Origin of the sequence: Spiroplasma endosymbiont of Villa modesta (assembly GCF_964030925.1) — a bacterium.
In the GTDB taxonomy this organism is placed as follows: domain Bacteria; phylum Bacillota_I; class Bacilli_A; order Mycoplasmatales; family VBWQ01; genus Spiroplasma_E.
Genome location: NZ_OZ034992.1, coordinates 766,376 through 790,874, shown reverse-complemented (window position 1 = coordinate 790,874; position 24,499 = coordinate 766,376). Strand labels below are relative to the sequence as shown.

General features: G+C 22.3%; 31 protein-coding genes and 1 pseudogene. 19 read left to right on the top strand and 13 right to left on the bottom strand.

Going from position 1 to position 24,499, the window contains the following annotated elements; genetic code table 4:
• Positions 1-28: 28 nt before the first annotated feature.
• The 7 genes from AAHM89_RS05115 to AAHM89_RS05085 all read left to right on the top strand — a co-directional run bounded on the left by AAHM89_RS05115 (position 29) and on the right by AAHM89_RS05085 (position 5,990).
• Entirely contained in the window at positions 29-739 is a 711-nt protein-coding gene (locus AAHM89_RS05115; protein ID WP_342267144.1) for a hypothetical protein, read from the top strand.
• 87 nt (positions 740-826) lie between these two features.
• On the top strand, positions 827-1,180 hold the full coding sequence (locus AAHM89_RS05110) for a transposase family protein (protein ID WP_342266106.1): 354 nt from the start codon (positions 827-829) through the stop codon (positions 1,178-1,180).
• A gap of 91 nt (positions 1,181-1,271) precedes the next feature.
• Positions 1,272-1,679, top strand: a complete 408-nt coding sequence (locus tag AAHM89_RS05105) for a transposase family protein (RefSeq protein ID WP_339045908.1) — start codon at positions 1,272-1,274, stop codon at positions 1,677-1,679.
• 672 nt (positions 1,680-2,351) lie between these two features.
• Positions 2,352-2,567, top strand: a complete 216-nt coding sequence (locus AAHM89_RS05100) for a hypothetical protein (protein WP_342267143.1) — start codon at positions 2,352-2,354, stop codon at positions 2,565-2,567.
• 44 nt (positions 2,568-2,611) lie between these two features.
• A complete protein-coding gene (locus tag AAHM89_RS05095) occupies positions 2,612-3,037 on the top strand; it encodes a hypothetical protein (RefSeq protein WP_342267142.1) in 426 nt (141 codons plus the stop codon).
• A gap of 45 nt (positions 3,038-3,082) precedes the next feature.
• The gene (locus AAHM89_RS05090; RefSeq protein ID WP_342267141.1) at positions 3,083-4,033 is read left to right on the top strand and encodes a hypothetical protein; all 951 of its coding nucleotides are present in this window, start codon (positions 3,083-3,085) and stop codon (positions 4,031-4,033) included.
• The gene (locus AAHM89_RS05085) at positions 4,014-5,990 is read left to right on the top strand and encodes a hypothetical protein (protein WP_342267140.1); all 1,977 of its coding nucleotides are present in this window, start codon (positions 4,014-4,016) and stop codon (positions 5,988-5,990) included. The genes AAHM89_RS05090 and AAHM89_RS05085 overlap by 20 nt, the downstream gene beginning before the upstream one ends.
• Here AAHM89_RS05085 and AAHM89_RS05080 read toward each other — a convergent pair.
• Positions 5,987-6,964 carry an IS3 family transposase gene (locus AAHM89_RS05080; protein WP_342265776.1) on the bottom strand — a complete coding sequence of 326 codons (978 nt, stop codon included), beginning with the start codon at positions 6,962-6,964 and terminating at the stop codon, positions 5,987-5,989. The genes AAHM89_RS05085 and AAHM89_RS05080 overlap by 4 nt on opposite strands.
• A 387-nt stretch (positions 6,965-7,351) precedes the next feature.
• Between AAHM89_RS05080 and AAHM89_RS05075 the strand changes: the two genes are divergently transcribed.
• The 3 genes from AAHM89_RS05075 (at position 7,352) to AAHM89_RS05065 (ending at position 8,944) form a co-directional block, all read left to right on the top strand.
• Positions 7,352-7,774 (top strand): transposase family protein, encoded by a 423-nt coding sequence (locus AAHM89_RS05075; RefSeq protein WP_342267139.1) that lies wholly within the window; start codon positions 7,352-7,354, stop codon positions 7,772-7,774.
• Between the two features lie 23 nt (positions 7,775-7,797).
• Positions 7,798-8,205, top strand: coding sequence for a transposase family protein (locus tag AAHM89_RS05070; protein WP_342266651.1), 408 nt, complete (start codon positions 7,798-7,800; stop codon positions 8,203-8,205).
• Between the two features lie 319 nt (positions 8,206-8,524).
• Positions 8,525-8,944, top strand: coding sequence for a hypothetical protein (locus AAHM89_RS05065; protein ID WP_342267138.1), 420 nt, complete (start codon positions 8,525-8,527; stop codon positions 8,942-8,944).
• 155 nt (positions 8,945-9,099) lie between these two features.
• Here the strand turns inward: AAHM89_RS05065 and AAHM89_RS05055 are convergent.
• Positions 9,100-10,344 (bottom strand): annotated as a pseudogene (locus AAHM89_RS05055) (ISNCY family transposase).
• Between the two features lie 453 nt (positions 10,345-10,797).
• Between AAHM89_RS05055 and AAHM89_RS05050 the strand changes: the two are divergent.
• Positions 10,798-10,941, top strand: coding sequence for a hypothetical protein (locus tag AAHM89_RS05050; RefSeq protein WP_286641345.1), 144 nt, complete (start codon positions 10,798-10,800; stop codon positions 10,939-10,941).
• Between the two features lie 371 nt (positions 10,942-11,312).
• Here the strand turns inward: AAHM89_RS05050 and AAHM89_RS05045 are convergent, their stop codons facing one another.
• The 8 genes from AAHM89_RS05045 to AAHM89_RS05010 all read right to left on the bottom strand — a co-directional run bounded on the left by AAHM89_RS05045 (position 11,313) and on the right by AAHM89_RS05010 (position 16,589).
• Positions 11,313-11,720, bottom strand: coding sequence for a transposase family protein (locus AAHM89_RS05045; RefSeq protein WP_339045908.1), 408 nt, complete (start codon positions 11,718-11,720; stop codon positions 11,313-11,315).
• A 23-nt stretch (positions 11,721-11,743) separates the two neighbouring features.
• Complete coding sequence (locus AAHM89_RS05040) at positions 11,744-11,959, bottom strand: hypothetical protein (protein WP_339047170.1); 216 nt, start codon at positions 11,957-11,959, stop codon at positions 11,744-11,746.
• Entirely contained in the window at positions 11,949-12,167 is a 219-nt protein-coding gene (locus tag AAHM89_RS05035) for a hypothetical protein (protein WP_339046964.1), read from the bottom strand. The genes AAHM89_RS05040 and AAHM89_RS05035 overlap by 11 nt, the downstream gene beginning before the upstream one ends.
• Positions 12,168-12,254: 87 nt before the next feature.
• Positions 12,255-12,497 (bottom strand): hypothetical protein, encoded by a 243-nt coding sequence (locus AAHM89_RS05030; protein WP_342267135.1) that lies wholly within the window; start codon positions 12,495-12,497, stop codon positions 12,255-12,257.
• 134 nt (positions 12,498-12,631) lie between these two features.
• The gene (locus AAHM89_RS05025) at positions 12,632-13,213 is read right to left on the bottom strand and encodes a hypothetical protein (RefSeq protein WP_342267134.1); all 582 of its coding nucleotides are present in this window, start codon (positions 13,211-13,213) and stop codon (positions 12,632-12,634) included.
• A gap of 42 nt (positions 13,214-13,255) precedes the next feature.
• Positions 13,256-14,203 carry a methionyl-tRNA formyltransferase gene (gene fmt, locus AAHM89_RS05020; RefSeq protein ID WP_342267133.1) on the bottom strand — a complete coding sequence of 316 codons (948 nt, stop codon included), beginning with the start codon at positions 14,201-14,203 and terminating at the stop codon, positions 13,256-13,258.
• Positions 14,190-15,944 carry a DUF2779 domain-containing protein gene (locus tag AAHM89_RS05015; RefSeq protein WP_342267132.1) on the bottom strand — a complete coding sequence of 585 codons (1,755 nt, stop codon included), beginning with the start codon at positions 15,942-15,944 and terminating at the stop codon, positions 14,190-14,192. The genes fmt and AAHM89_RS05015 overlap by 14 nt, the downstream gene beginning before the upstream one ends.
• Positions 15,945-15,980: 36 nt before the next feature.
• Positions 15,981-16,589 (bottom strand): hypothetical protein, encoded by a 609-nt coding sequence (locus AAHM89_RS05010; RefSeq protein ID WP_342267131.1) that lies wholly within the window; start codon positions 16,587-16,589, stop codon positions 15,981-15,983.
• 515 nt (positions 16,590-17,104) lie between these two features.
• Here AAHM89_RS05010 and rpsT point away from each other — a divergent pair.
• Entirely contained in the window at positions 17,105-17,365 is a 261-nt protein-coding gene (gene rpsT / locus AAHM89_RS05005) for a 30S ribosomal protein S20 (RefSeq protein ID WP_252320564.1), read from the top strand.
• Between the two features lie 106 nt (positions 17,366-17,471).
• On the opposite strand, the gene ilvA is transcribed toward rpsT, so the two are convergent.
• Complete coding sequence (gene ilvA, locus AAHM89_RS05000) at positions 17,472-18,722, bottom strand: threonine ammonia-lyase (RefSeq protein ID WP_342267130.1); 1,251 nt, start codon at positions 18,720-18,722, stop codon at positions 17,472-17,474.
• A 339-nt stretch (positions 18,723-19,061) separates the two neighbouring features.
• Between ilvA and AAHM89_RS04995 the strand changes: the two genes are divergently transcribed.
• Complete coding sequence (locus AAHM89_RS04995) at positions 19,062-19,313, top strand: ATP-binding cassette domain-containing protein (protein WP_342267129.1); 252 nt, start codon at positions 19,062-19,064, stop codon at positions 19,311-19,313.
• Here AAHM89_RS04995 and AAHM89_RS04990 read toward each other — a convergent pair.
• Positions 19,310-20,287 (bottom strand): IS3 family transposase, encoded by a 978-nt coding sequence (locus AAHM89_RS04990; RefSeq protein ID WP_342265776.1) that lies wholly within the window; start codon positions 20,285-20,287, stop codon positions 19,310-19,312. The two genes, AAHM89_RS04995 and AAHM89_RS04990, sit on opposite strands and share 4 nt — an antisense overlap.
• A 111-nt stretch (positions 20,288-20,398) precedes the next feature.
• Here AAHM89_RS04990 and AAHM89_RS04985 point away from each other — a divergent pair, with 111 nt between their 5' ends.
• From AAHM89_RS04985 to AAHM89_RS04960, 6 genes are all read left to right on the top strand, one after another.
• A complete protein-coding gene (locus AAHM89_RS04985; protein ID WP_342267128.1) occupies positions 20,399-20,860 on the top strand; it encodes an ATP-binding cassette domain-containing protein in 462 nt (153 codons plus the stop codon).
• A gap of 245 nt (positions 20,861-21,105) precedes the next feature.
• Positions 21,106-21,324, top strand: a complete 219-nt coding sequence (locus tag AAHM89_RS04980; protein WP_339046964.1) for a hypothetical protein — start codon at positions 21,106-21,108, stop codon at positions 21,322-21,324.
• Complete coding sequence (locus AAHM89_RS04975) at positions 21,314-21,529, top strand: hypothetical protein (RefSeq protein WP_339047170.1); 216 nt, start codon at positions 21,314-21,316, stop codon at positions 21,527-21,529. The genes AAHM89_RS04980 and AAHM89_RS04975 overlap by 11 nt, the downstream gene beginning before the upstream one ends.
• Positions 21,530-21,552: 23 nt before the next feature.
• The gene (locus AAHM89_RS04970) at positions 21,553-21,960 is read left to right on the top strand and encodes a transposase family protein (RefSeq protein WP_339045908.1); all 408 of its coding nucleotides are present in this window, start codon (positions 21,553-21,555) and stop codon (positions 21,958-21,960) included.
• 196 nt (positions 21,961-22,156) lie between these two features.
• Positions 22,157-22,396, top strand: coding sequence for a hypothetical protein (locus tag AAHM89_RS04965; RefSeq protein WP_342267127.1), 240 nt, complete (start codon positions 22,157-22,159; stop codon positions 22,394-22,396).
• Positions 22,397-22,563: 167 nt separating this feature from the next.
• Positions 22,564-22,971, top strand: a complete 408-nt coding sequence (locus AAHM89_RS04960) for an ABC transporter permease (RefSeq protein WP_338988319.1) — start codon at positions 22,564-22,566, stop codon at positions 22,969-22,971.
• A 64-nt stretch (positions 22,972-23,035) separates the two neighbouring features.
• Here AAHM89_RS04960 and AAHM89_RS04955 read toward each other — a convergent pair whose 3' ends face one another.
• Entirely contained in the window at positions 23,036-24,487 is a 1,452-nt protein-coding gene (locus AAHM89_RS04955; protein ID WP_342267126.1) for a hypothetical protein, read from the bottom strand.
• Between the last annotated feature and the right edge of the window lie 12 nt (positions 24,488-24,499).

Below are 24,499 nucleotides of genomic sequence, written 5' to 3'. Positions count from 1 at the left end.
AAGGTAGTAAATCATTTATTAGAGTAATGTGGGTGTATATAGTAATAGTAATGATAGAATACCACTTAAAGGGCTTTCTAGAAGTGAAATAAAAGGTTTTGATTTAGCAATTGAATGATGTGAAGAAGCAAATGAATTTAGTCAAGCAGAATTTCAAGCAATTACTTTTGCATTAGGTAATGCTAAAAAAACTATTAAAATTAGAAGTTGTAATCCAGATAATATTTATCAATATTTTATTGAATATATGAATAAAATTGTACCTTTTAATTTAGATTTAATGAAAGAAAATAATGAACAAATTAAATCAGTATTTGATAATAATATTTTTAAATTATTTCATTATTCAAATTGAAAATTAAATGAACATAATTTAAAACAAGATAAAATTAATGATTTAGAAGAATTAAAAATACTTGACCCTATAAAAGCACAAAGTTGATATTATGGTGTACCTAGTGTTTTAACTGGTTCTATATTTGCAAGATATTTAGATAAACTTAAAACTGAATTAGATTTTAATGTTAATGAAATAGTTGGTGGTTTAGATTTAGGTTTTGCTACAAGTTCACAAGCTCATCCTACTGTTGCTATTTTATGTTTTATTGGTGAAAATGATAAAACTAGAAGAATACATCAAGAAAGTGAATTTTATCATAGTAATGCTATTATGAAATTTAAAGATACATATGAATTAGCTAATAATATTATTGATTATTATTTAAGACATATTCCGTAATTAAATTTTTTAAAAGTCAATTAATAATTTTAAAATTTATTTTATAATTTTGTTATTAACAATAAATTTAGAAAAGTGTTGATAAAAATGATTTTTGAAAATTTAAAAAAATTAAAAAATGAAGAATTTTACAGATATTTTGGTATAAAACGTTTTCATTTTAATGAAATGTTAGAAAAATTAATTGAAATAGAAAAATTAGAAAAAAATAAAGGTCGAAAAAATAAACTTTCAGTAGAAGAAAGATTAATGATGACTTTATTATACTGAAAAGAATATTATACTTTTTTTCAAATGAGTATTAAATCTAAAATGAGCCCATCAAGTTGTTTTCGAAATATTACTTGAGTAGAAAATAAACTTAGTAACCACAAAGATTACCAATTTTTAAAAGAAAGATATAAATTAAAAATTGATAAAAAACAAGAAAATTCAAATTAATTTCAATTTTATTTAATTGATTCAACTGAGATTGAAATTGAAAGACCAACTAAAAAAACTACAGTTAGAATATTTTTCTGGTAAAAGTTGAATGTATTCTATAAAATTTCAAATTGTATATGATTTTTTTAATAAAAAAATTGTTGATATTTTTGCTGATAATGGTAAAGTGCATGATTTTCAAATATTAAAAAATTCAAATCTTGAATTTTCAGAAAAAACAATAATTATTGGTGATTTAGGATATCAAGGTATACAAAATATTTATAAAAATACAATAATACCAATTAAAAGAACTAAAAATAAAAAATTAACTAAACAAGAAAGAAAATACAATAAGATTGTATCTAAAATTAGAATTAAAGTTGAACATGTCTTTGCTTGATTGAAAAGATTCAAAATTTTAGTAAATAAATGTAGAAAATCTAAATTTAGACTTATGTACTTAAGATTTAACTTACTTTGTGAAATTTTTAATAAAATAAAACCATTAAAATAAAAAAAATATTAAAAATATTTTTTTAAAATTTAAATTTTTATCGAGTTAATATAAAAATATTATTAACAATTTTTTGTTTAAAATGTAAACTCATTTTTTAAACTATTTTTTCAAAAAATATTTATTTCTATATTCAATAACACTAAATAGTTTTAAAACAATTTTATTGACAATTAATTAAATTTAATTACGGAATATGTCCTATGATTAGGTAAAGGTTTATTATTTGATAGTGAAAAAGAAAATATTTTAAAATATTTTACTAATAAAATTATTAGTGATAAATGATTTGAAAAATTATATAAATTTGGAATACAAGAAAGTTTACTTGAAAAAGTATATATAATGCCTATTATTTATAAAGATAATAGTACAAGTTTAAAAGTATTACCTAATTCATTTGCTGGTAGAGTTGCTAAATATAATGAATAAGAACAATGTGCAGAATTCTTTTTTATAAATGAACAAGCAGATAGTGCAACTTTAACTTGAGTAATTGCTGAAAATGGAAAAATAAGATTTGAAACTTATAAAAATGAAAATAAAAATGAAAAAGAAATTATTTTAGGAACAGCACATACAAAATTAAAACCTAATTTAATACCAAAATATAGTTATGAAATTAAAAATCCTTGAAATTATTTACCAATATTAGAAATAACAAATTTACCAATGGTTAATTTTTATGGTAATTCAACAACTTTAAATGCATATCCAGATACTTATCCAGTTTGAAATTTAATTGAATATTATCATAAATCTTATACTCAAAGAAATGTTGATAGAGAATTAAATGTTACAACTTTATTTGGTGCATTTGATAATGAAACTGTTAAAAATATGATTGAACATGGAAAAATTATTGATAATCCTAAAAAAATATTGTAGTTAATGTAGGTACTGGTGGATATAATAAATCTGGTGCTGGTGGTATGGAAGTTATACAAGGTAATTTTATAGCAAGTAATTATATTTTAGATAAAGATGATTTAGGTAAAGATATATGAAATGGTGCAGGTTATGATTATAATGAATTTTCTGGTGTAAATTATGAAAATAAAACTAAATCATTATTTAATAATAAAAATGATATGGAAACTACAGAAACTAAAATAAGTCATTATTCATATTATTTTTATAGATTTTTTGATATGTTATTAATTCATGAAAAATTATGAGATGGTATTGGAGATAGACCTTATTCATTTAAATTTTTACCTATTGCTATGACTGACCAATTATTAAAACAAGAAATGATTAGTCAAAGATTAGCAGATAGAACAATGTCATATACACAAGCTATTGCTGAATTAGATGAAGTAACAAACAACAAGCAAAAAAACATTATAAAGAAATAATGGAAGAAGATAAAGAAGAAATAAAATTATTAGGAGAAAAAGAAAATGATACATCAACAAATTCAATTAATGAAACATCTACATCTTCAATTAAAAAGACAACAATTGCTAATTAAAAGATGTAGTTATTGAAAAATATTTCCATTTGTTATAAATAATGGTGCAATTCCTTTAACTGAAACTGGTTATAAACCAATTGATAGTAAAATAAGTGATTTTGGACAATATGAATTAATATTAACTGGTAATACTCCAGTTGTATGTATTTGAAAAAATAGTACAAAAATATATCAAAAAAATAAAGGTAAAATTAACCCTATAATTCATAAACCTAGTGGTCAAGATGAATTTTATACAAAACAATATAAAATTGGTGATTATTGAAATGCTTATTTAATTGATGATACAAGTGGTGTTGATTTTAGTAATTTACCAAATAATCAAATATTTAAAACAGTACAAACTAAAAGACAATATACTTTAGTAATGTTTGAAGAACATATTACAATTGATGATTATTTACAATTTTTTGTTGTATTTAATGATGAAAATGAAAATATTGGTGGTAATAGTGGTAAAAATCAAGATAGACAATTATTATATATTTCAAATGTAACAAATTATTATAGTCCTTATAATGGTGCATTTAGTATGCAAGTATTAACTTTTAGTAGTTTAAATGATAGAGTAGTAAGTACTGGTCAAAATACACTTGATTTTGTACAATATGCAAGCCCGGGTAGTGGTTATGCTTTCCCTACTATTCAACAAGGAAAAGTAACTTTAAATCGTACTTTAATGCGTGATATAGGAGTAAGATATAGTCATAGACAAAGTTATGGATTAGAATTACTTTCTAGTTGTTATTATTATGGAAGACCAATAATTCAAGGTCAAGAACCAATACAACAAAATAATGAAGAAATATTTGAAAGTAAAGTATTTGCTTCAAGAAGATTATTTATTGCTGGTAATAATGAAAAAATCTACAACTAATATTAAAAATAATGGTGGTTTAATTTCTGGTATAAATGATAAAATAACAACAAGTAGTCATCCAGAAACTACATTTTATAATATTATGGATGCTAAACCTACTGGATTTACTAATTTTAAAAATTTTAGAGAATGATTAAAAACTTCATTAAATTTTCAAGATAATTTATTTGTAACAAAAGATTTTAAAGGTATGCTTGCTTTTGATAAAGATAAGGCAAGATTAAGTAATGGTACATCAGTAGGAGAAGCAAAATTCTTTTGAGATAGTGAATGAAATATAAATAATTTAACGGGTAATTATAATGTAGATATGTCAAATAATTTTAAATATAAAGACCCAGATACTCATTTAATTATTGGTAGTCCAACTGTAGATTATTCAAAAATAAGTCAAAAATATATGTCAGCAATATTAAATTTTAATAGTGTAGTATTTTCACCATTAATTCAAATGCCTTATGATAGTCAACAATGATTACCATTTGCATTAAGTGATATTCCTTTAATTGGTAAATTATTAAATGCTTTAACATTAGGTATTTGAAATAGTTGAGTTATTACTCAAAATGCTCAACAATATAAAAAAATGTTATATTTTAATGGCTTTATGTCAGCATTTTTTACAAGTAATTTAGAAAGTATTATTGGTAATGGTGGTTTAATTCCATTAAATGCATTTACAAATGATAATGATTTTACTATTGGTAAATTATTAGGTGCAAATGTTTCAACAACTGCTATGACAATGAAATTAAGTGATAGAGTAAGTGTATATCCATGAGACCCTACTACTGGTAAGAAATTAACTACTAAAGAACAAATATCAACTGTTGATTTATCACAAAAGAAAAATAATAAAGTTTATATATTAGCAGAAGATACTGAATTTTTAGATATAGCAAGTCCTTTTACAAATGAAGATAAAGATTGTCAATGAAAAACAACAAGTAATGGAGTTATTGATGGTTCAAATTATGCTTATATTATTGATACAATTGTTACTCAAAGTTTACATCAAGGTGAAGAAAGACATACATTTTATAGTGATAATCCATTTACTTATCAAGGTGATTATAATGAAATATCAGTTGCACAATTTCGTTATAATAATATGGGTTCATTAACTGGTAATGCTTTTAATTGAACAACTTTATATAAATTAAATCATGATGAATATGAAGAAAGTGAAGAAATTACATTTAGTTATCCGGCAAAAATATTACCACCAAGTCCTCAAAATATAGCAAAATCAATTATTATTATTCCAGATTTAAAAATTGAAATTACAGCAAATGATGTGTCATTAATAAAAAATGGATATAGTAATATAAAAGAATGAGAAGATAAAAATACAAGTAAATTTAATAAATATGAAGTAGATTTAAATTCATTATTAGACCCTACATTATTAATTAATACTTTTAATGATTTACAAAGATTTTATAAAAGTATAACAATATATTATAGTTATAAATTTGAAACAATATCAAATTCCAAGAACTCTGATTTAACTATTATTGATATTAATAGTGAAACTTTTACACCATCAAAAGAAGAAACTACAAGTGTAACTATTGATTTAAAAGATTTAAAAATAAACAAAAGTAATTTTCCAGATGCTGGCTTTTTTAGTAAATTTGGAACAGTTGCTCCAAAAGAAGTTACTGATTATTTTGCAAATGCTTATTATAAAAGTATTAGTAATTATAATGTTTTTACTTCATATTCATTATGTAATTATTCATTCGATTTAAAAATTAAGAAGTCTTATGATTCTTATGAACAAAAAATAAGTAATGATTATCCTATAGCATTTAGTATAATTAATAACTCAGAAAAATTAAATTGAATTATTTATTTACAAGGCAATTTAGGTAAAATAGAATATACCAATTCTGCACAAAGAGGGTGGTTGGCCCTTAATTACTGGACCATTTTTGATATAAAATTCTAAATTTTAATTTGTAAAATTGGTGGTTTTAGAAATTTAGAATGTATTCTTTCATAATTATAAAACATAACATATTGATTTACATCATTTATAGCTTCATTGATGGATAAATATTGATTTGATCCTTTAGGTAGTCATTCTTGAGATAAATGAGAAAATCAGTTTTCAGATAATACATTACCACCAATATCATAAGGTTGTTTTTTGCTTAAAATTATTTGTTTATCCTCTGCTCATTTTGTGATATCCTGACAATAAAATTCGTTGGCGTTATCTGAATGTAAAATAACATTTTTTACTTGATTTCAAGAAAATTGTTTGTTGATTTTTTCAAGAGCAGGAAGAATTAAATCCTGATATGATTTATTAGGAGCAATATTATAACTAACAACATTATTTGAATAAAAATCAATAATTACAAAAAGATATAATCATCCTTCTTTAGTATTTATTTGTTTAGTGTCCATTGATCAAATTTGATTTGAAGAGGTTGTACTTTTATAATCTTTGTTTACTTTATCCATTGTAGGTATTCACTTATTTGGATTTTTTTTGTTTTTAGGATAGTTATTTTTAGTTTGTTTTAATCCTTGAATATTGTGTTCTTTCATAATTTTTCGCATTTGTTTTATTGATAATTCTATATTTAAAATGATATTTTTTTCTTGTTTTAATCACTCTTTAAAAGCTGAAAAAATTCTTAAATATCCATAAATTCTGCCTTTTCTTGTAGAATGAAATTCGATTAAAAGTTGGCATATTTTTTGATATTTATGATTGCATTTAATAATATGATTTTCTTCTTTTTTAATAGGTTTTTGTTTATTTTTTAAAAAGTAATATGTTGATCTGTTTAATTGAAGATATTGACATAGGTTTCTAATTGAATATTGATTTTTACAATCATCAATAATTTTAATTTTTTCTTTGATATTTAATTTGTTAATTACTAATGCTATTTGTTTAATTTTATCCATTAATAAAAATCCTTTCAGGTTAAAATTAGTGTTAATTATATAACACAATTGTTTTTAGAATACATTCAGGTTTTTTAAATTAATGGTCTAGTAAAAAGGGCTAAGTGGCAAGTGGCAAGTGGCTAAGTGGCTAATCCCAAAATTAAATAAAATACAAAACTAACATTTATTAAAGCAAGAATAGGCAAAGGTAAAGTGTATAAACTATCATAAAAAACGACTTAATAAAAAGTGTTACAGTATGTAATCCAGTAAAAGAACTTAAATACTGCATATAAATAGTTTAGACATATTCCGTAATTAAATTTTTTAAAAGTCAATTAATAATTTTAAAATTTATTTTATAATTTTGTTATTAACAATAAATTTAGAAAAGTGTTGATAAAAATGATTTTTGAAAATTTAAAAAAATTAAAAAATGAAGAATTTTACAGATATTTTGGTATAAAACGTTTTCATTTTAATGAAATGTTAGAAAAATTAATTGAAATAGAAAAATTAGAAAAAAATAAAGGTCGAAAAAATAAACTTTCAGTAGAAGAAAGATTAATGATGACTTTATTATACTGAAAAGAATATTATACTTTTTTTCAAATGAGTATTAAATCTAAAATGATCCCATCAAGTTGTTTTCGAAATATTACTTGAGTAGAAAATAAACTTAGTAACCACAAAGATTACCAATTTTTAAAAGAAAGATATAAATTAAAAATTGATAAAAAACAAGAAAATTCAAATGAATTTCAATTTTATTTAATTGATTCAACTGAGATTGAAATTGAAAGACCAACTAAAAAAAACTACAGTTAGAATATTTTTCTGGTAAAAGTTGAATGTATTCTATAAAATTTCAAATTGTATATGATTTTTTTAATAAAAAAATTATTGATATTTTTGCTGATAATGGTAAAGTGCATGATTTTCAAATATTAAAAAATTCAAATCTTGAATTTTCAGAAAAAACAATAATTATTGGTGATTTAGGATATCAAGGTATACAAAATATTTATAAAAATACAATAATACCAATTAAAAGAACTAAAAATAAAAAATTAACTAAACAAGAAAGAAAATACAATAAGATTGTATCTAAAATTAGAATTAAAGTTGAACATGTCTTTGCTTGATTGAAAAGATTCAAAATTTTAGTAAATAAATGTAGAAAATCTAAATTTAGACTTATGTACTTAAGATTTAACTTACTTTGTGAAATTTTTAATAAAATAAAACCATTAAAATAAAAAAAATATTAAAAATATTTTTTTAAAATTTAAATTTTTATCGAGTTAATATAAAAATATTATTAACAATTTTTTGTGTCAATATTGAGTGAAAATTTCCCAAAAATATTTATAAAAAAATAAATTATTTTGGAAAGTTACAGTGTTAAATAAATATAAACACAAATTCCAAATAAACGTTAAAAATTTAGCTTGAAATTTTGATTTGCGAATTTTTTTTGTATAATTTAATTAAATTAAGTAACACAATTCAATTAAGTTTTTAACTCATTGCTTTAATTTCAAAGTAAATGAGTTTTTATTTTGAAAGGATGAAAAAATGAATAATAATTTACAAGAAGAATATGAATGAATTAATAGAAAATTGATAAAAATAATTATTAATAAAAATCAATTTACTCCAGAAATTATTAGTAATAGAGTTAATTTAGCTCAAACTACTATTGTTGATATTATTGAAAATTTAAAAAAACAAAAGATTAGCAAATTTAAAAAAATTAGTTATTGAATATTGAAAATATTTACTTTTGGAAAAATTGATAAAAATAAAATAATTAAAGAAAAAAATGATTTTTTTATAAAAATGTCAAAAGAACTTTTTGGAAATATTAAAAAAGTAAAAGAATTATATATAAGAAAATCAAATAGTGAAATAAATATAGATGTTAATAAAATTAATAATGCAACTTTAAATAATTTATTAATAAATCCGACTAAATCAAACTTACCACAAATGTAAAAATGAGAGATTGCAATTACAATTTCTTTTATATTTAAAATCAATTTTAGAACACCAAATTTGCTCATAGGCAAACGTTTTAAAATTTTATATGGTTTAGTATTTATAAAATCAAATATCTTATAAAATAGATTTTTAATTTTAATTAAGAATTATTAATTTCCATATCTTCAAGGATGATTTTTATTTGGTATATAAACTTTTTTAGTTTTTATTAAATTTTCTTTGATAATTGGTTTTTGCGCTATTTCTTTTAGTTCATACATTTGATTATTGTAACTAAGATATAATTCATTAATAAACGATTTAAGTACAATTACATCAGTTCTAGGTTGTATGTATTGAATTTTGTTATTTTTATAAGGAAAATACTTTTTACCATAATATGTTATGGTTGAACCACTATCTGTTTTTCTTTTAGAAAATCTTGAAAGATAAATATTGATTTCTTTCTGTGTAGGAGCTTTAACCATAGCAGATTTAGTATCATCAATAGGAAAGGCAAATTATTTATTAAAACTACTTATGTATGTTTTAAGAAATTTGTTAGCTTCTTCTAAATTTCTAATTTTATTAAGTCGTAATTCACTAATTAAACGACTTTGAAGTGTTCCAAATAAGCGTTCAACGCGACCTTTGGCTTGCGGAATTGAAGTTCTGATTATTTCAACACCCAAATCATTACAGCATTTTTGGAATTGAGTATAAGTGTCATTTTCTTTGTTTATTTTACCTGAATCAATTTTTTTCTTATATCCAAAAACTGTTCTGTTATCAGTATAAAATGTTTTTGGTATGCCATAATTATTTAAAATTTGATAAAAAACATTATAATAACCATCTAATGTTTCTTGATTATCAAATCATAATCCAACAATACTTCCTGTAGCATCATCAATTGTAGCATGTAAAAATGCTTTTGGTTTATCGTTACCAAATCAATGATGATTACTGGCATCCATTTGAATTAATTCACCAAAATTTGTTCTACGATTTCTTGTAGGATGTAAGTTACTTTTCTTATTCTTATGTCTTTTTGGTGAAATTATTTTTTCTTTGATTAATATAGTATAAAGTGTGCTATATGAAATTTTAATTTTTTCTTCATTAATTAATTTTTCATGAAAATGTTGAAAATTAAAATTATAATATTTTGTTTTATACAAATTTATAATTTCATTTTTAATTTTAATCTTTGTTGCTTTATTAGAAATTCTATTGCGAGATTTATGAATAAAACCAGTTTTACCTTCTTTATTAAAAATTTGAATTAATTGATTAATTCTTCTAATAGTTAGGTTAAGTTTATTTTTGGCTTGATGTTTAGATAATTTTTTAATAGTAATGTCATTTATAATTTTATACTTATATTTTTCTTTCATAGTCATGCTTCTTTCCATATTTATCACAAAGTATATTTAACTTCACTTTTTGGGAAATTTTTACTCGATAACTAATAGGAAATTATCACTAAATAATGACAAAGTAAGTATTATTGTTGACTAATATTTTTCAAGTGTTAAGATTAACATACAATTGCATATTGAAGTCAAAATTATTCTCGTCTAACTTTATAATTTTAAGACAAATTTGAATATTATTGACAACATCGGTACGCTCCCAAAAATAATAAAAAATTATCTGAAAATTATTTATTAAATATTTTATCCAACCCAAATGATGGTCTTGTATTACCTAAATTACCAACCACATCTAACATATCATTAAATAACTTTAATGATATTCCAGAATTTAAAATTGGACAACCTAAATCAAAATTATTAGTTGATACAGATTTAACAAACTATCTAAAAAGTCCAATTTATTCTTTAGGAGAAAGAATTGCTGATCTTATGAAACAAGGTGACCACTTTAAAGTTAAAGTAAGTAAATCCGTAAATGATGGAACTTATTTTGCAAAAGGTGATGTTATTAAAGTAAAATTTTCAATTGGTGAAATTCAATTTAATAGTGAATATACGCTAACTATTATTTAAAATAAAAAAAATGAATAATTATTATATTCATTTTTTTATTATTAATTAAATATTAAAAATAATATTTCATTATATTAATTTATCTATATTACTGATGTTAATCTCTTTGTTTGAGATTTACTACCTTCAATAACACTATTATTTTCTGATTCATTTATTTTTTCTACTATGGACATATTCCGTAATTAAATTTAATTAATTATCAATAAAATTGTTTTAAAACTATTTAGTGTTATTGAATATAGAAATAAATATTTTTGAAAAAATAGTTTAAAAAATGAGTTTACATTTTAAACAAAAAATTGTTAATAATATTTTTATATTAACTCGATAAAAATTTAAATTTTAAAAAAATATTTTTAATATTTTTTTTATTTTAATGGTTTTATTTTATTAAAAATTTCACAAAGTAAGTTAAATCTTAAGTACATAAGTCTAAATTTAGATTTTCTACATTTATTTACTAAAATTTTGAATCTTTTCAATCAAGCAAAGACATGTTCAACTTTAATTCTAATTTTAGATACAATCTTATTGTATTTTCTTTCTTGTTTAGTTAATTTTTTATTTTTAGTTCTTTTAATTGGTATTATTGTATTTTTATAAATATTTTGTATACCTTGATATCCTAAATCACCAATAATTATTGTTTTTTCTGAAAATTCAAGATTTGAATTTTTTAATATTTGAAAATCATGCACTTTACCATTATCAGCAAAAATATCAACAATTTTTTTATTAAAAAAATCATATACAATTTGAAATTTTATAGAATACATTCAACTTTTACCAGAAAAATATTCTAACTGTAGTTTTTTTTAGTTGGTCTTTCAATTTCAATCTCAGTTGAATCAATTAAATAAAATTGAAATTCATTTGAATTTTCTTGTTTTTTATCAATTTTTAATTTATATCTTTCTTTTAAAAATTGGTAATCTTTGTGGTTACTAAGTTTATTTTCTACTCAAGTAATATTTCGAAAACAACTTGATGGGCTCATTTTAGATTTAATACTCATTTGAAAAAAAAGTATAATATTCTTTTCAGTATAATAAAGTCATCATTAATCTTTCTTCTACTGAAAGTTTATTTTTTCGACCTTTATTTTTTTCTAATTTTTCTATTTCAATTAATTTTTCTAACATTTCATTAAAATGAAAACGTTTTATACCAAAATATCTGTAAAATTCTTCATTTTTTAATTTTTTTAAATTTTCAAAAATCATTTTTATCAACACTTTTCTAAATTTATTGTTAATAACAAAATTATAAAATAAATTTTAAAATTATTACTTGATTTTTCAAAAAAATAATTACGGAATATGTCTTATATATGTAATAGCAGAAACCGTTCCCACTGCAATAATACCACCAGCAAGTGCAGGAACAATAACAGGCGCACCACCAGCTCCAATCATAATACCACTAATAGCAGCAGCAGAAAGAACAGTAGTTCCAATAACTGTTTCAGATGGTGTTGGATCGATTATATGATTTTTAATTACTTTTTTTAACTTAGATATTTTTTTAAAACTTTTTTTAATTTTTTTATTCATAAAACCTTTTTCTCCTTATTTTAATTAAAAACCCTTTACCTTAAAACTTAAGTAAATGGGTATAAACTTATATTAAGTTTATAAAATTATACCATATTGTCTATATTAGATATAAATAATGGATAATAAGTAAACTATTCTAAAACAGTTATTTTTTTATTTTTTAAATAATCAAATTCTTGATCATTTCAAAAACTATAATTTGATCTAATTTTATTTTTACTAAGAGCATAATAAAGTGGAATAGCAACAAAATAAGCAAAGATAGCTTGAATACTATCAGTAATTAATTCATTAACTGTAATAGCATAATCTTGATAAATTACTAAATAAGACAATGGGTAAATAAGTAGTAAAATAGAAGCAAAAAAGAAAGTATAAACAGTACTTCATCAATATTTATTAATTAATAACTTAATAACAAAAAACATTAAAATTCTAATAAAAATTGTAATAGGAATAACCACAATTTTAACACTACTAATTAAATCAAAAATGCCACCCGCAATTGGTCCTGCAAATAACAGCATTGGCCCTTCAAAAAAAGCACAAAATGGAATAAAAACAGCATCAAATAATTGCAAAGTAGAATTTCCACCAAATAAACTAGTAATTGCTCAACCAAAAAGAAAAGTTGAACAATAACCAATTGTTACTAATAAACCAGTAATAATACCAGTCATTGCTAAATATTTAATTGAGCGAAAACGATACATCTTTTCCTCCTAGATTACCAAAAAATATTAGTTATTTTTTTACTATTTAAAGATAAAACCAATTGCAATTGGATTAATTTTAGAACCATAGTAACAAGCTGCTATAATTTCTTTTTTACCTGCTGGTTGAATAACTTTAATTACTATGTTATTAGTTTTAGTGGCAACAATAATACCTAATTTATTTATTGCAACAATTGTTCCTGGCAGAGCATTTGATAATTCATTAGTTACTGCTACTTGATGAATTTTGTATATATTATCATTCAACGTAGTATAAGCAATTGGTGTATTATACAATCCACGAACATGACATGAAATTAATTGTGCTGAAAGATTTCAATTAATTTTTTCATCACTTCTTTTAATATTTAAACCAAAAGTTACTTTATTTTCATCTTGTTCTTGTTCTTCAATTTCATTATTAATGATTTTTAATAAATATTTTTTTAACATATTTTGTGCTAAAGTTATCAACTTATTAACTAAAGAAGTATATGTATCCTCAATACCAATTGAAACTTGTTCTTGAACATAAATTGCTCCTGCATCCATTTTACTTACCATTTTCATTAATGTAATACCAGTAGTTTGTAATCCATTAATAATTGCTCATTGAATAGGGGCACCACCACGCAATGATGGTAATAATGAAGCATGAATATTTAAACATTTATATTTTGGTAAATTTAAAATTGCTTTTGGTAAAAATTGACCATAAGCACAAGTAAGAATAACATCAATATTTAATAATTGTAAATCTTTTAAACTTTCAATAATATTTTCGGGTTGGAAAACAGGGATTTGATATTCTTGTGCCAATTGTTTAATTGCTAAAGGAACAACTTCTTGTTTACGACCAATTTTACGATCTGGCTGACAAACAACACCAACTATTTCAATTTCATTTTTCATTGTTAATAACAATGTTTTTAAAATATTTTCAGAAAAAAAAGAAGAACCCATAAATAAAATTTTAAATTTTTTCATAATTTTCGCCCTCAATTTTTGCTTTGTACATTTCAATAATATTTTTTACATGTCAGAATAATACTACCATACCTAAAGTATCTTGAGCACAATATTTTAACATATTTTCACGAAAATTATGAATTCAATTAGTTAAACTAATGTTATTTTCAACTCTTCTACGAAAAACTTCTGATGCCATATCTCCTTTTTTAATAACTAATCCTTCATAAGAAAAGGAAGGTTCAAATGCTGGTAAAGTTTTTTTAATTGAAAGAGAACCATAAAACTGTTCTTTATAAATTTTAAATTCTTTAAAAAAATCTTGTAAATCAATAGTACCATCATGAATTAATGATAATTTATTTTTATATTGAGGGTAATAATAAGCTAATTTTTTAAGAACAGATTTCTCAAATGATTGATTATAAGCAACATACGTACCCTTACCATGAATATTAATTAAATCATGACATAATTTTTTTGCTAACATTTCTCTTGGATCATCATTGCCATCTGCTAAAAATTCATAATGTTTAATTGATTTATAAGTTTTAAAATCAAAATCTGGTGCTAATAATACATGGACAGAATATTGAAAAGGAATTTGTTGATATGGTTTACTATTTTTAAACTTAGGTATTGCAGATTTCATAGTCTCAAAATCATACATATAAATTGGATATTGGTACTTTTTGTATTCAATTTTTAAATCAACAAATTTATTGCCATCAATTAATTTTTCACCATTTTTAATTACATCATATTGTCTTAAATGTAAATTAGACTTTGTTAAAAATGGTAATAATCTTTCATCATTAATTTCTAAGAAATCTTCTTCATAATATCACAATGCTTTCTTAGTTTTTCTTAAACGATATAATTCAAAAATAGTATTATGAATAGAAAAATATTTAAAAATATGAGGACAAAATTGATTACTATTTTCATGACAATAAGGTAAAGTTAATAATTTAACTATTTCGTCAATATCACTAATTTTAATAATATTCTTAATATTTTCATATTGTAATTTCAAATTATTATTTAAAATTTCATCTTGAATTGATTCAAAAAGACTAAAACTTTTTTTAGTATTTGGACTTTTTTGCCAAGTTGATCCATTAACAATAAATAATTCATTTAAATCTATTTTTTCTTTCTTAACATAATTATTATTTAAATACATAATATAAGTATTAACTACTTTAATTCCACATTTGGTTAAAATATCATACTGATAAAGTAAATCTCACATATGTTCTTCTTTAACTCAAGTTACTGCTTTTACTTCAATTAAATCCCAACCATCATTATTTCGCTTTAAAATATCACACTTAGTAACACAACCCTGATATTCAAATCTTGGTTCAAATAAAACATCATACTCTTTATTATTAATAATTTCTATAACATTATTACCCAGTTCAGACTCAAAATTAAAACAAGAATATTTTACTTTAAAATATTCTTGAGCATAGTGCCCAGTTTCAATACCGTCTGCAATTGTTTCACCAAGATAAAATTCAGAATCATCTTCTTCATTATAATTATTTTCAAATGTATCATCGTCTAAATCAGAAATAGTAATTAAATTAGATTTAAATTTACTACTTGTTTTAGTATGCGTTAGTTCAACAAAATTTATTATCTTTTTCTCTTCAATTAAATGCTTAGCTAAAGCATAATTTTTTGCATTTAAAAATCATGAAAGTTTTCGACAAATACGGAAATGCTTATAATCATCTTTATAAATTTTCATTACATATCACCCAATTGCCTACTTTAAAATAAAGATTTATTTATCTTTTCATCCAGAAAATTTATCATGAATTGCAATTTTAGGTTTTTCTAAATTTTTAGCACGTTTTTTATTTTCTTTATTTTGTAAACGTTCTTCTTTAATTGCAAGTTTAACGGCTTCATTTTCTTTTTTAATTGCTGCTTTTTCTTCTGCTGTCTTTCTTTTTATTTTAATTTTACCACTACGTTTTTTTGACATTTCAATTTTCTTAAGTGTTTCTTCTAAATCTAATTCACAATTTACTTTTCAAATTGTTTCAAATTCTTTCTTTGATAATTGTTTAGTAAACCCTTCTACCTCAAATGCTTTAGTTGCAAATAAATCATTTTTCTTAGAATCATATAATTTTACAATTACATCAAAAACATCACGATAGCGATATTCTTTACTACTACGTGAAACTACTTGTTCAAATTCTACTGTTTTATGTTGCAATTTTAATTCATCACGCATAAAGGATTTAATAATATTTTTTACTTCTTTTTGACGTTGTTTTTTCTCTTCTTTTTTCTTCTTTTTTGCTGAAATGGTTGTAAAAATAAAAATTATTAAAACTACTCCTATAAGTGCTAACATTCATCATTGACTAGATAAATTTCCCATTTTTTATTCCTCTTTTTTGATTTATAAATTTTCCTCGATTACTGCTAATAGTTTAGTTGGACTCATCGGTGAAATTGTTAAAATTAAATTAACATCTTTTTTAATTACAAAGTAAAGATGTGTTTTATTTACTCTAATATATTTAAAACTTTTTGTCTCTTCAATATCATAAGACTCATTAATCAATTTTAAACAATATTCGCGTAATTGGATATCATTTAAGTCTTGCAATTTTAATCTTGTTCTAATCCTACCAATACTATGGTAAGAAAATTGATAAGGGTTACGAAAATAGTAACTCATTTATTTACCACACCTACATTTATCATTAAAGTTTTTAAACAAATAATTTACATTAAAAGTGTAAAAAAATTAAAATATACTATTAACAAAAAGCTAACACATTAATTATACTGAAAAAATAAAAAATATTATACAACATTTATGATTTTTGTTATAATTATTTTTGTTGTAATTAATCTATAAAACATGTTCAAAACAAAAAAGGAGAAAAAATGGCTAACATTGCATCACAAATTAAAAGAATTAAAACAAACCAAAAAAGAAATGAAATTAATAAAAGTTATAAATCTAAAGTTAAAACTGCTTTAAAAAAAGCTGAAATATCAATAAAAAACAAAGCAGAAAATGCTGCAGTACTTGTTAATGAAGTATGTAGTTTAATTGATAAAGCCGTTGTTAAAGGCATTTATCACATTAATAAAGCTGCTCGTCAAAAATCTAAAATTATGACTAAATTAGCAAAAGCAAAATAACTATAATTTATTTTAAAAAGAGACACTATTAAAAGTGTCTCTTTTTAAAATATAATTGATATTTTTAAACTAAATTTTTGTTTTAATAAAATACCAAATTTAAAAACTATTTAGCTAATAATGTAAAGTTAGAACTTGATGCTCTAATCTCAGCAAAAATTTTATTTTTTTGAAATTCATCTGATGTATCCATAACTATAAAAATACTAAAATTACTAATATCTAATTTATTACGATCAAATGTACTGTGAATTTTATAAATAGAGGCACCATTTTTAGTAATAATATTAATAATTTCGCTAATAGTACTATTATTAATTTTACCGTTAACTGAAAAAGGAACTCGTCGATGTGAACTAATTAAGGCGCTATTAATAATTGTTCCTAATGTAGTAATATCAACATTACCACCACTAATTACACAAACAACATTTTTATCTTTACCAATGATTTTATCTAATTTACCAGAAAGAATAGCAGCAACACTAACAGCGCCACTACCTTCAGTTACAATTTTACATTTTTCTAATAAAAATAACATTGCTTGCGCAATTTCTTCTTCGCTAACAGTAACAACTTTATCAACATTTTTCTTTAAAATATTAAATGTTAATTCTCCTGTTTGTTTAACAGCAATTCCATCAGCAATTGAACTTTTACCTTGAATTTTAAATGGTTTTCCTTGTTTTAAAGCTTGATTATAAGAATCAACATTTTGTGCCTCAATCCCAATAAATTTAATATTTGGATTTTTACTTTTTAAATAAATTGAAATACCACTTAAAAGTCCTCCTCCTCCAATTGGAACTAAACAATAATCAATTTCTTTACCCATTGCATTCATTTGCTCATATATTTCTAAACCAATTGTACCTTGACCAGCAATAACAAAATTATCATCATATGGATGAACTAACGTTAACCCTTCTTCTTTTTCAAGTCTTAATGCTTCAGACATTGCATCATCAAACATATTACCACAAAGTTTAACAGTACATTTAGCACCACCAAATTCTTTAGTAGCGGCAATTTTGGCTAGTGGTGCTGTTACAGGCATAACTATCTTGGATACTAAATTTAAACTTGAAGCTGCTAAAGCGACTCCTTGTGCATGATTACCAGCACTAGCAGCAATTAAACCCTTTGCTTGCTGTTCCTTTGATAAATTAAGAATTTTATTTAAAGCTCCTCTAATTTTAAAACTACCTGTTTTTTGTAAATTTTCTAACTTTAAAAATATATTATTACCAGAAAATGAAGAAAGTTTATCTGCTTTTATCAAACTTGTCTTACTAATTTTATCTTTAATTTTTGAATACGTTTCTTCAATTACTTCTTCACTTACTAAATTTGCCACAATGGTTCCTCCTGAGTTTCTATCTAATTTCTCAAATATAATTAATTATACAATATAATAACTTTTATTTATAAAACAACAAAAGTAATCATTAATAGTATATGATTTTATAATTAAATGGGATTTGAATTCATAAATGTTGATTTAAAGCATATGTTAAATTGCTATACTACATAATCACTATTTTCAAATCTATATTATATATACATGAAAAACAAAAATTAAAAAATATTTTTCCAAAATATTTAGAATTAATACTGTTTATTTTATTGTTACAAATTTCAATAATTGCTTTTTAACACTTAATTATAGTACAATCTAATGCAGGAGGTATTATATATGGAAAATAATGAACAAAATAAGAAAAAAATAGATAAATCTCGGCCACTAGTAGAAATTTTGAATCTAACAAAGGAATATAAAAATAAAGTAGCCTTAGATAAAGTTAATTTAACTATTAATCCCGGTGATCGAATTGGAATCATTGGTGCAAATGGTAGTGGTAAATCAACTTTAAGTGAAATTATTGGTGGTATTCGTAAACGGTGGTTGGCCCTTAATTACTGGACCATTTTTGATATAAAATTCTAAATTTTAATTTGTAAAATTGGTGGTTTTAGAAATTTAGAATGTATTCTTTCATAATTATAAAACATAACATATTGATTTACATCATTTATAGCTTCATTGATGGATAAATATTGATTTGATCCTTTAGGTAGTCATTCTTGAGATAAATGAGAAAATCAGTTTTCAGATAATACATTACCACCAATATCATAAGGTTGTTTTTTGCTTAAAATTATTTGTTTATCCTCTGCTCATTTTGTGATATCCTGACAATAAAATTCGTTGGCGTTATCTGAATGTAAAATAACATTTTTTACTTGATTTCAAGAAAATTGTTTGTTGATTTTTTCAAGAGCAGGAAGAATTAAATCCTGATATGATTTATTAGGAGCAATATTATAACTAACAACATTATTTGAATAAAAATCAATAATTACAAAAAGATATAATCATCCTTCTTTAGTATTTATTTGTTTAGTGTCCATTGATCAAATTTGATTTGAAGAGGTTGTACTTTTATAATCTTTGTTTACTTTATCCATTGTAGGTATTCACTTATTTGGATTTTTTTTGTTTTTAGGATAGTTATTTTTAGTTTGTTTTAATCCTTGAATATTGTGTTCTTTCATAATTTTTCGCATTTGTTTTATTGATAATTCTATATTTAAAATGATATTTTTTTCTTGTTTTAATCACTCTTTAAAAGCTGAAAAAATTCTTAAATATCCATAAATTCTGCCTTTTCTTGTAGAATGAAATTCGATTAAAAGTTGGCATATTTTTTGATATTTATGATTGCATTTAATAATATGATTTTCTTCTTTTTTAATAGGTTTTTGTTTATTTTTTAAAAAGTAATATGTTGATCTGTTTAATTGAAGATATTGACATAGGTTTCTAATTGAATATTGATTTTTACAATCATCAATAATTTTAATTTTTTCTTTGATATTTAATTTGTTAATTACTAATGCTATTTGTTTAATTTTATCCATTAATAAAAATCCTTTCAGGTTAAAATTAGTGTTAATTATATAACACAATTGTTTTTAGAATACATTCAGGTTTTTTAAATTAATGGTCTAGTAAAAAGGGCTAAGTGGCAAGTGGCTAAGTGGCAAGTGGCATCTGGTGAAATAATTCGTCAAGAACATCTAGTAAATGGTTTACAATTTCAAGAATCTAGATATCCGGCCGGAATATCTGTTATGGATATGATTAAATATTATTTACATACTTTTAATATTTCAATGAAAGAAGATGAACTATTAGAGTTACTGAAGACATACCAATTACTTGGAATTGAAAATAAGTTTATTCAAACACTTTCGGGTGGACAACAACAACGTTTAAATATTTTACTTGCTGTTATTTATGATCCTGATCTAATTATTTTAGATGAAGTTTCCACAGGATTAGATATTGAAGTTCGTTCAGAAATTTTTGAATTTTTTAGAAAAAATATTATTGACAAAAATAAGACAATGATCTTAGTTACTCATAATATGAGAGAAGTTGAAGAATTTTGTGAAAAGTATATTTACATTCATAATGGAATTATAAAATAAGCAGGAAATGTTAAAGATATTGTTAAAAAATATGGTTCAGTTCAAACTTTACATGAAAAATGTTTGATAAAAATAAAAAAGCTGATTTAAAAAAACAATATGAAGAAATAAAAAAAGAAAATGCTGAAATCAAAAAAAACAAAAGACATATTCCGTAATTAAATTTTTTAAAAGTCAATTAATAATTTTAAAATTTATTTTATAATTTTGTTATTAACAATAAATTTAGAAAAGTGTTGATAAAAATGATTTTTGAAAATTTAAAAAAATTAAAAAATGAAGAATTTTACAGATATTTTGGTATAAAACGTTTTCATTTTAATGAAATGTTAGAAAAATTAATTGAAATAGAAAAATTAGAAAAAAATAAAGGTCGAAAAAATAAACTTTCAGTAGAAGAAAGATTAATGATGACTTTATTATACTGAAAAGAATATTATACTTTTTTTTCAAATGAGTATTAAATCTAAAATGAGCCCATCAAGTTGTTTTCGAAATATTACTTGAGTAGAAAATAAACTTAGTAACCACAAAGATTACCAATTTTTAAAAGAAAGATATAAATTAAAAATTGATAAAAAACAAGAAAATTCAAATGAATTTCAATTTTATTTAATTGATTCAACTGAGATTGAAATTGAAAGACCAACTAAAAAAAACTACAGTTAGAATATTTTTCTGGTAAAAGTTGAATGTATTCTATAAAATTTCAAATTGTATATGATTTTTTTAATAAAAAAATTGTTGATATTTTTGCTGATAATGGTAAAGTGCATGATTTTCAAATATTAAAAAATTCAAATCTTGAATTTTCAGAAAAAACAATAATTATTGGTGATTTAGGATATCAAGGTATACAAAATATTTATAAAAATACAATAATACCAATTAAAAGAACTAAAAATAAAAAATTAACTAAACAAGAAAGAAAATACAATAAGATTGTATCTAAAATTAGAATTAAAGTTGAACATGTCTTTGCTTGATTGAAAAGATTCAAAATTTTAGTAAATAAATGTAGAAAATCTAAATTTAGACTTATGTACTTAAGATTTAACTTACTTTGTGAAATTTTTAATAAAATAAAACCATTAAAATAAAAAAAATATTAAAAATATTTTTTTAAAATTTAAATTTTTATCGAGTTAATATAAAAATATTATTAACAATTTTTTGTTTAAAATGTAAACTCATTTTTTAAACTATTTTTTCAAAAAATATTTATTTCTATATTCAATAACACTAAATAGTTTTAAAACAATTTTATTGACAATTAATTAAATTTAATTACGGAATATGTCCAAAGAAAAAAATAAATGAATTCATAAAGCCAAAATGCCCGAAAAAAGTCGACCATTAATAAACTTAATGTTTAAATATTATTATCGAGGATTTTTTGTACCCTTCTTTTTAGTTTTATTTCCAATTCTAATGTTGTTCTTAGAAGGTTTTGCTTTTAAACAAATGGAAGGTGATACTGTAAAAAGTTTACATACTTTAGTTGGTTCAATTTCAATGTTACAACCAATGCAGTAGGAATTTTCATTATTCCACAAACAATTGTTGAATTTAAAAATAGTGTTTTAATGAAGCGAATTGGAGCAACAAATATTAAACCAATTTTTTTTGTTCTTTCAGTTATGATAATTGGATTTTTCTTTATGATAGCGCCATTCTTATGATCTTTATTATGAGCTGGAATTATGTTTGGTGGTACTTATGGGTGAAATAATATAGTAACAGCAAATTTTATTGGAGAATCTATCCCATTTATTATCTTAATTTTCTTTTCATCAATGGGTTTAGGAATGTTATTGGCCTCAATTTTCAAATCAGTAACTGCTTTAGTTGCAGCATCAAATGTAATTTATTTTCCAGTTGCACTTTTAAGTGGGGTATTTTTCCCAGCTGAGTTAATTAATAGTAGTCCCGTTTTAAAATACGCAACTTACTTTAATCCATTTAAATACGCTATGGATCCATTTATTCAAGCTTGAAGTGGAACAAGTTTTACTTTTACAACAACTTATGGAATATATCTAGGAGTTGCCCTTGGATTGATTGGTATTTACACAATAGTTGCAAGTTCAAAATTACGTTGACAAGCATAAGATATTAAATCTAATAATTAAAAATAATAAAATTAAAAAGGACTAAAAGTCCTTTTTAATTTTATTATTTAAATAAATCACTATTACGTCAAAATTTATGATCTTTTGTATCTTTTTTATTATCATTATCTAAACTATCATCAAAAAGTGATGGATCGATTTCATAGGGTTTACCACTTAAAGCATTATTAATAGCATTTTGATATTCCGAATTAGCTCTCATAATTTTATTACGATCAATTTTTGGATTAAGAATAGCAATAACTAGTATAATAGCAATTGGTAAAATTGCTGATGCTGCTGTAATATATGTTAATATTTGAAAAGCTTTAAAAGTTGCTAATCCTTTTAATCAAGGTAAAGCATTAGGATTAATTTCATCACCTTTATCTAAAAAAGAAGTAAATGTTCTTAATAATGAATCATTTGTTGTCATATAAATTAAATTTGAAATTGTATAAATTATTCAAAAAATTAAAATAACTATTAAAAAATATGATGTTCGATATAAATCACGACCTAATTTTGGTGGTTTTAAAATTGAATATAAAAAGCCTCCATTTAAAACTATTGTTGTGACAATAGTGAAAACTATAGTTTTTGATTGTTGTGCAAAATTATAATAAACAGGTAATGTACTACTATTTTTAATTTGAAAAGTACCTGCTATAAAATAAGTTAGTATATAAGTAGCTATTGCTAGCACTGTTGTTAATAAGAAAAAAGCTGATAATATTTTCTTTAAAAGTGGAATATATTTTGGTTTATTCATATACGGGTAAAATTTAGGATTTGTGGCGGGATGTTGCGGTAATACACCTAACTTCGCTAAATTTGCTAAACTATTATTATCAAGATTATTAATATTTAAATTATTACCTAGATTTCCAATGCCACCAATATTAGGATTTGTATCAACATTATTATCAACATTCTGATTATTTGGAGTAACACTTGGCTTAACCTCAGTAGCATCATCACTAAAATTATTTAATGCAGTAATTTGATCATTTAATTCATTAAAAGTATTATTATCAAACTGTCTTATTCGTTCAAGACTTTCTTTTTCCACAGTCTTACAAATATTAGTAATTGTAACTATTAATAAGTTACGCTCTTCAAGAATTTCAATACGATTTTTAGGAGAACTTTTAGTAATACTCAAACTACGATTTACCAAATTAGAAATTAACTGCAAAAATTCTATTGCATACTTTTTATCTTTTAATTCTTTTAGTTCTTTTTCAAGAAAAAATAAATTAGAAATTTGTAATTCTAAAATTTTTAAAAGTTCTTCATTAGCAAAAATAGATTTTCTAACAATTAAATTATTTAAACTGTTATATATAGTACTTGATATTTCATAGTATAATGCAACATTTAAATCTTCTTCTGAGTACACTTTTTCGGTTTTTTTCTTTGTAACTCTTTTTACTTTTGGTTTAACCAATGTAATGTCACTATTTTCTTCTACTAACTTTTTTTCTGTAACATCAGTATTTTTATTACTTTTCATTATATGTATCAC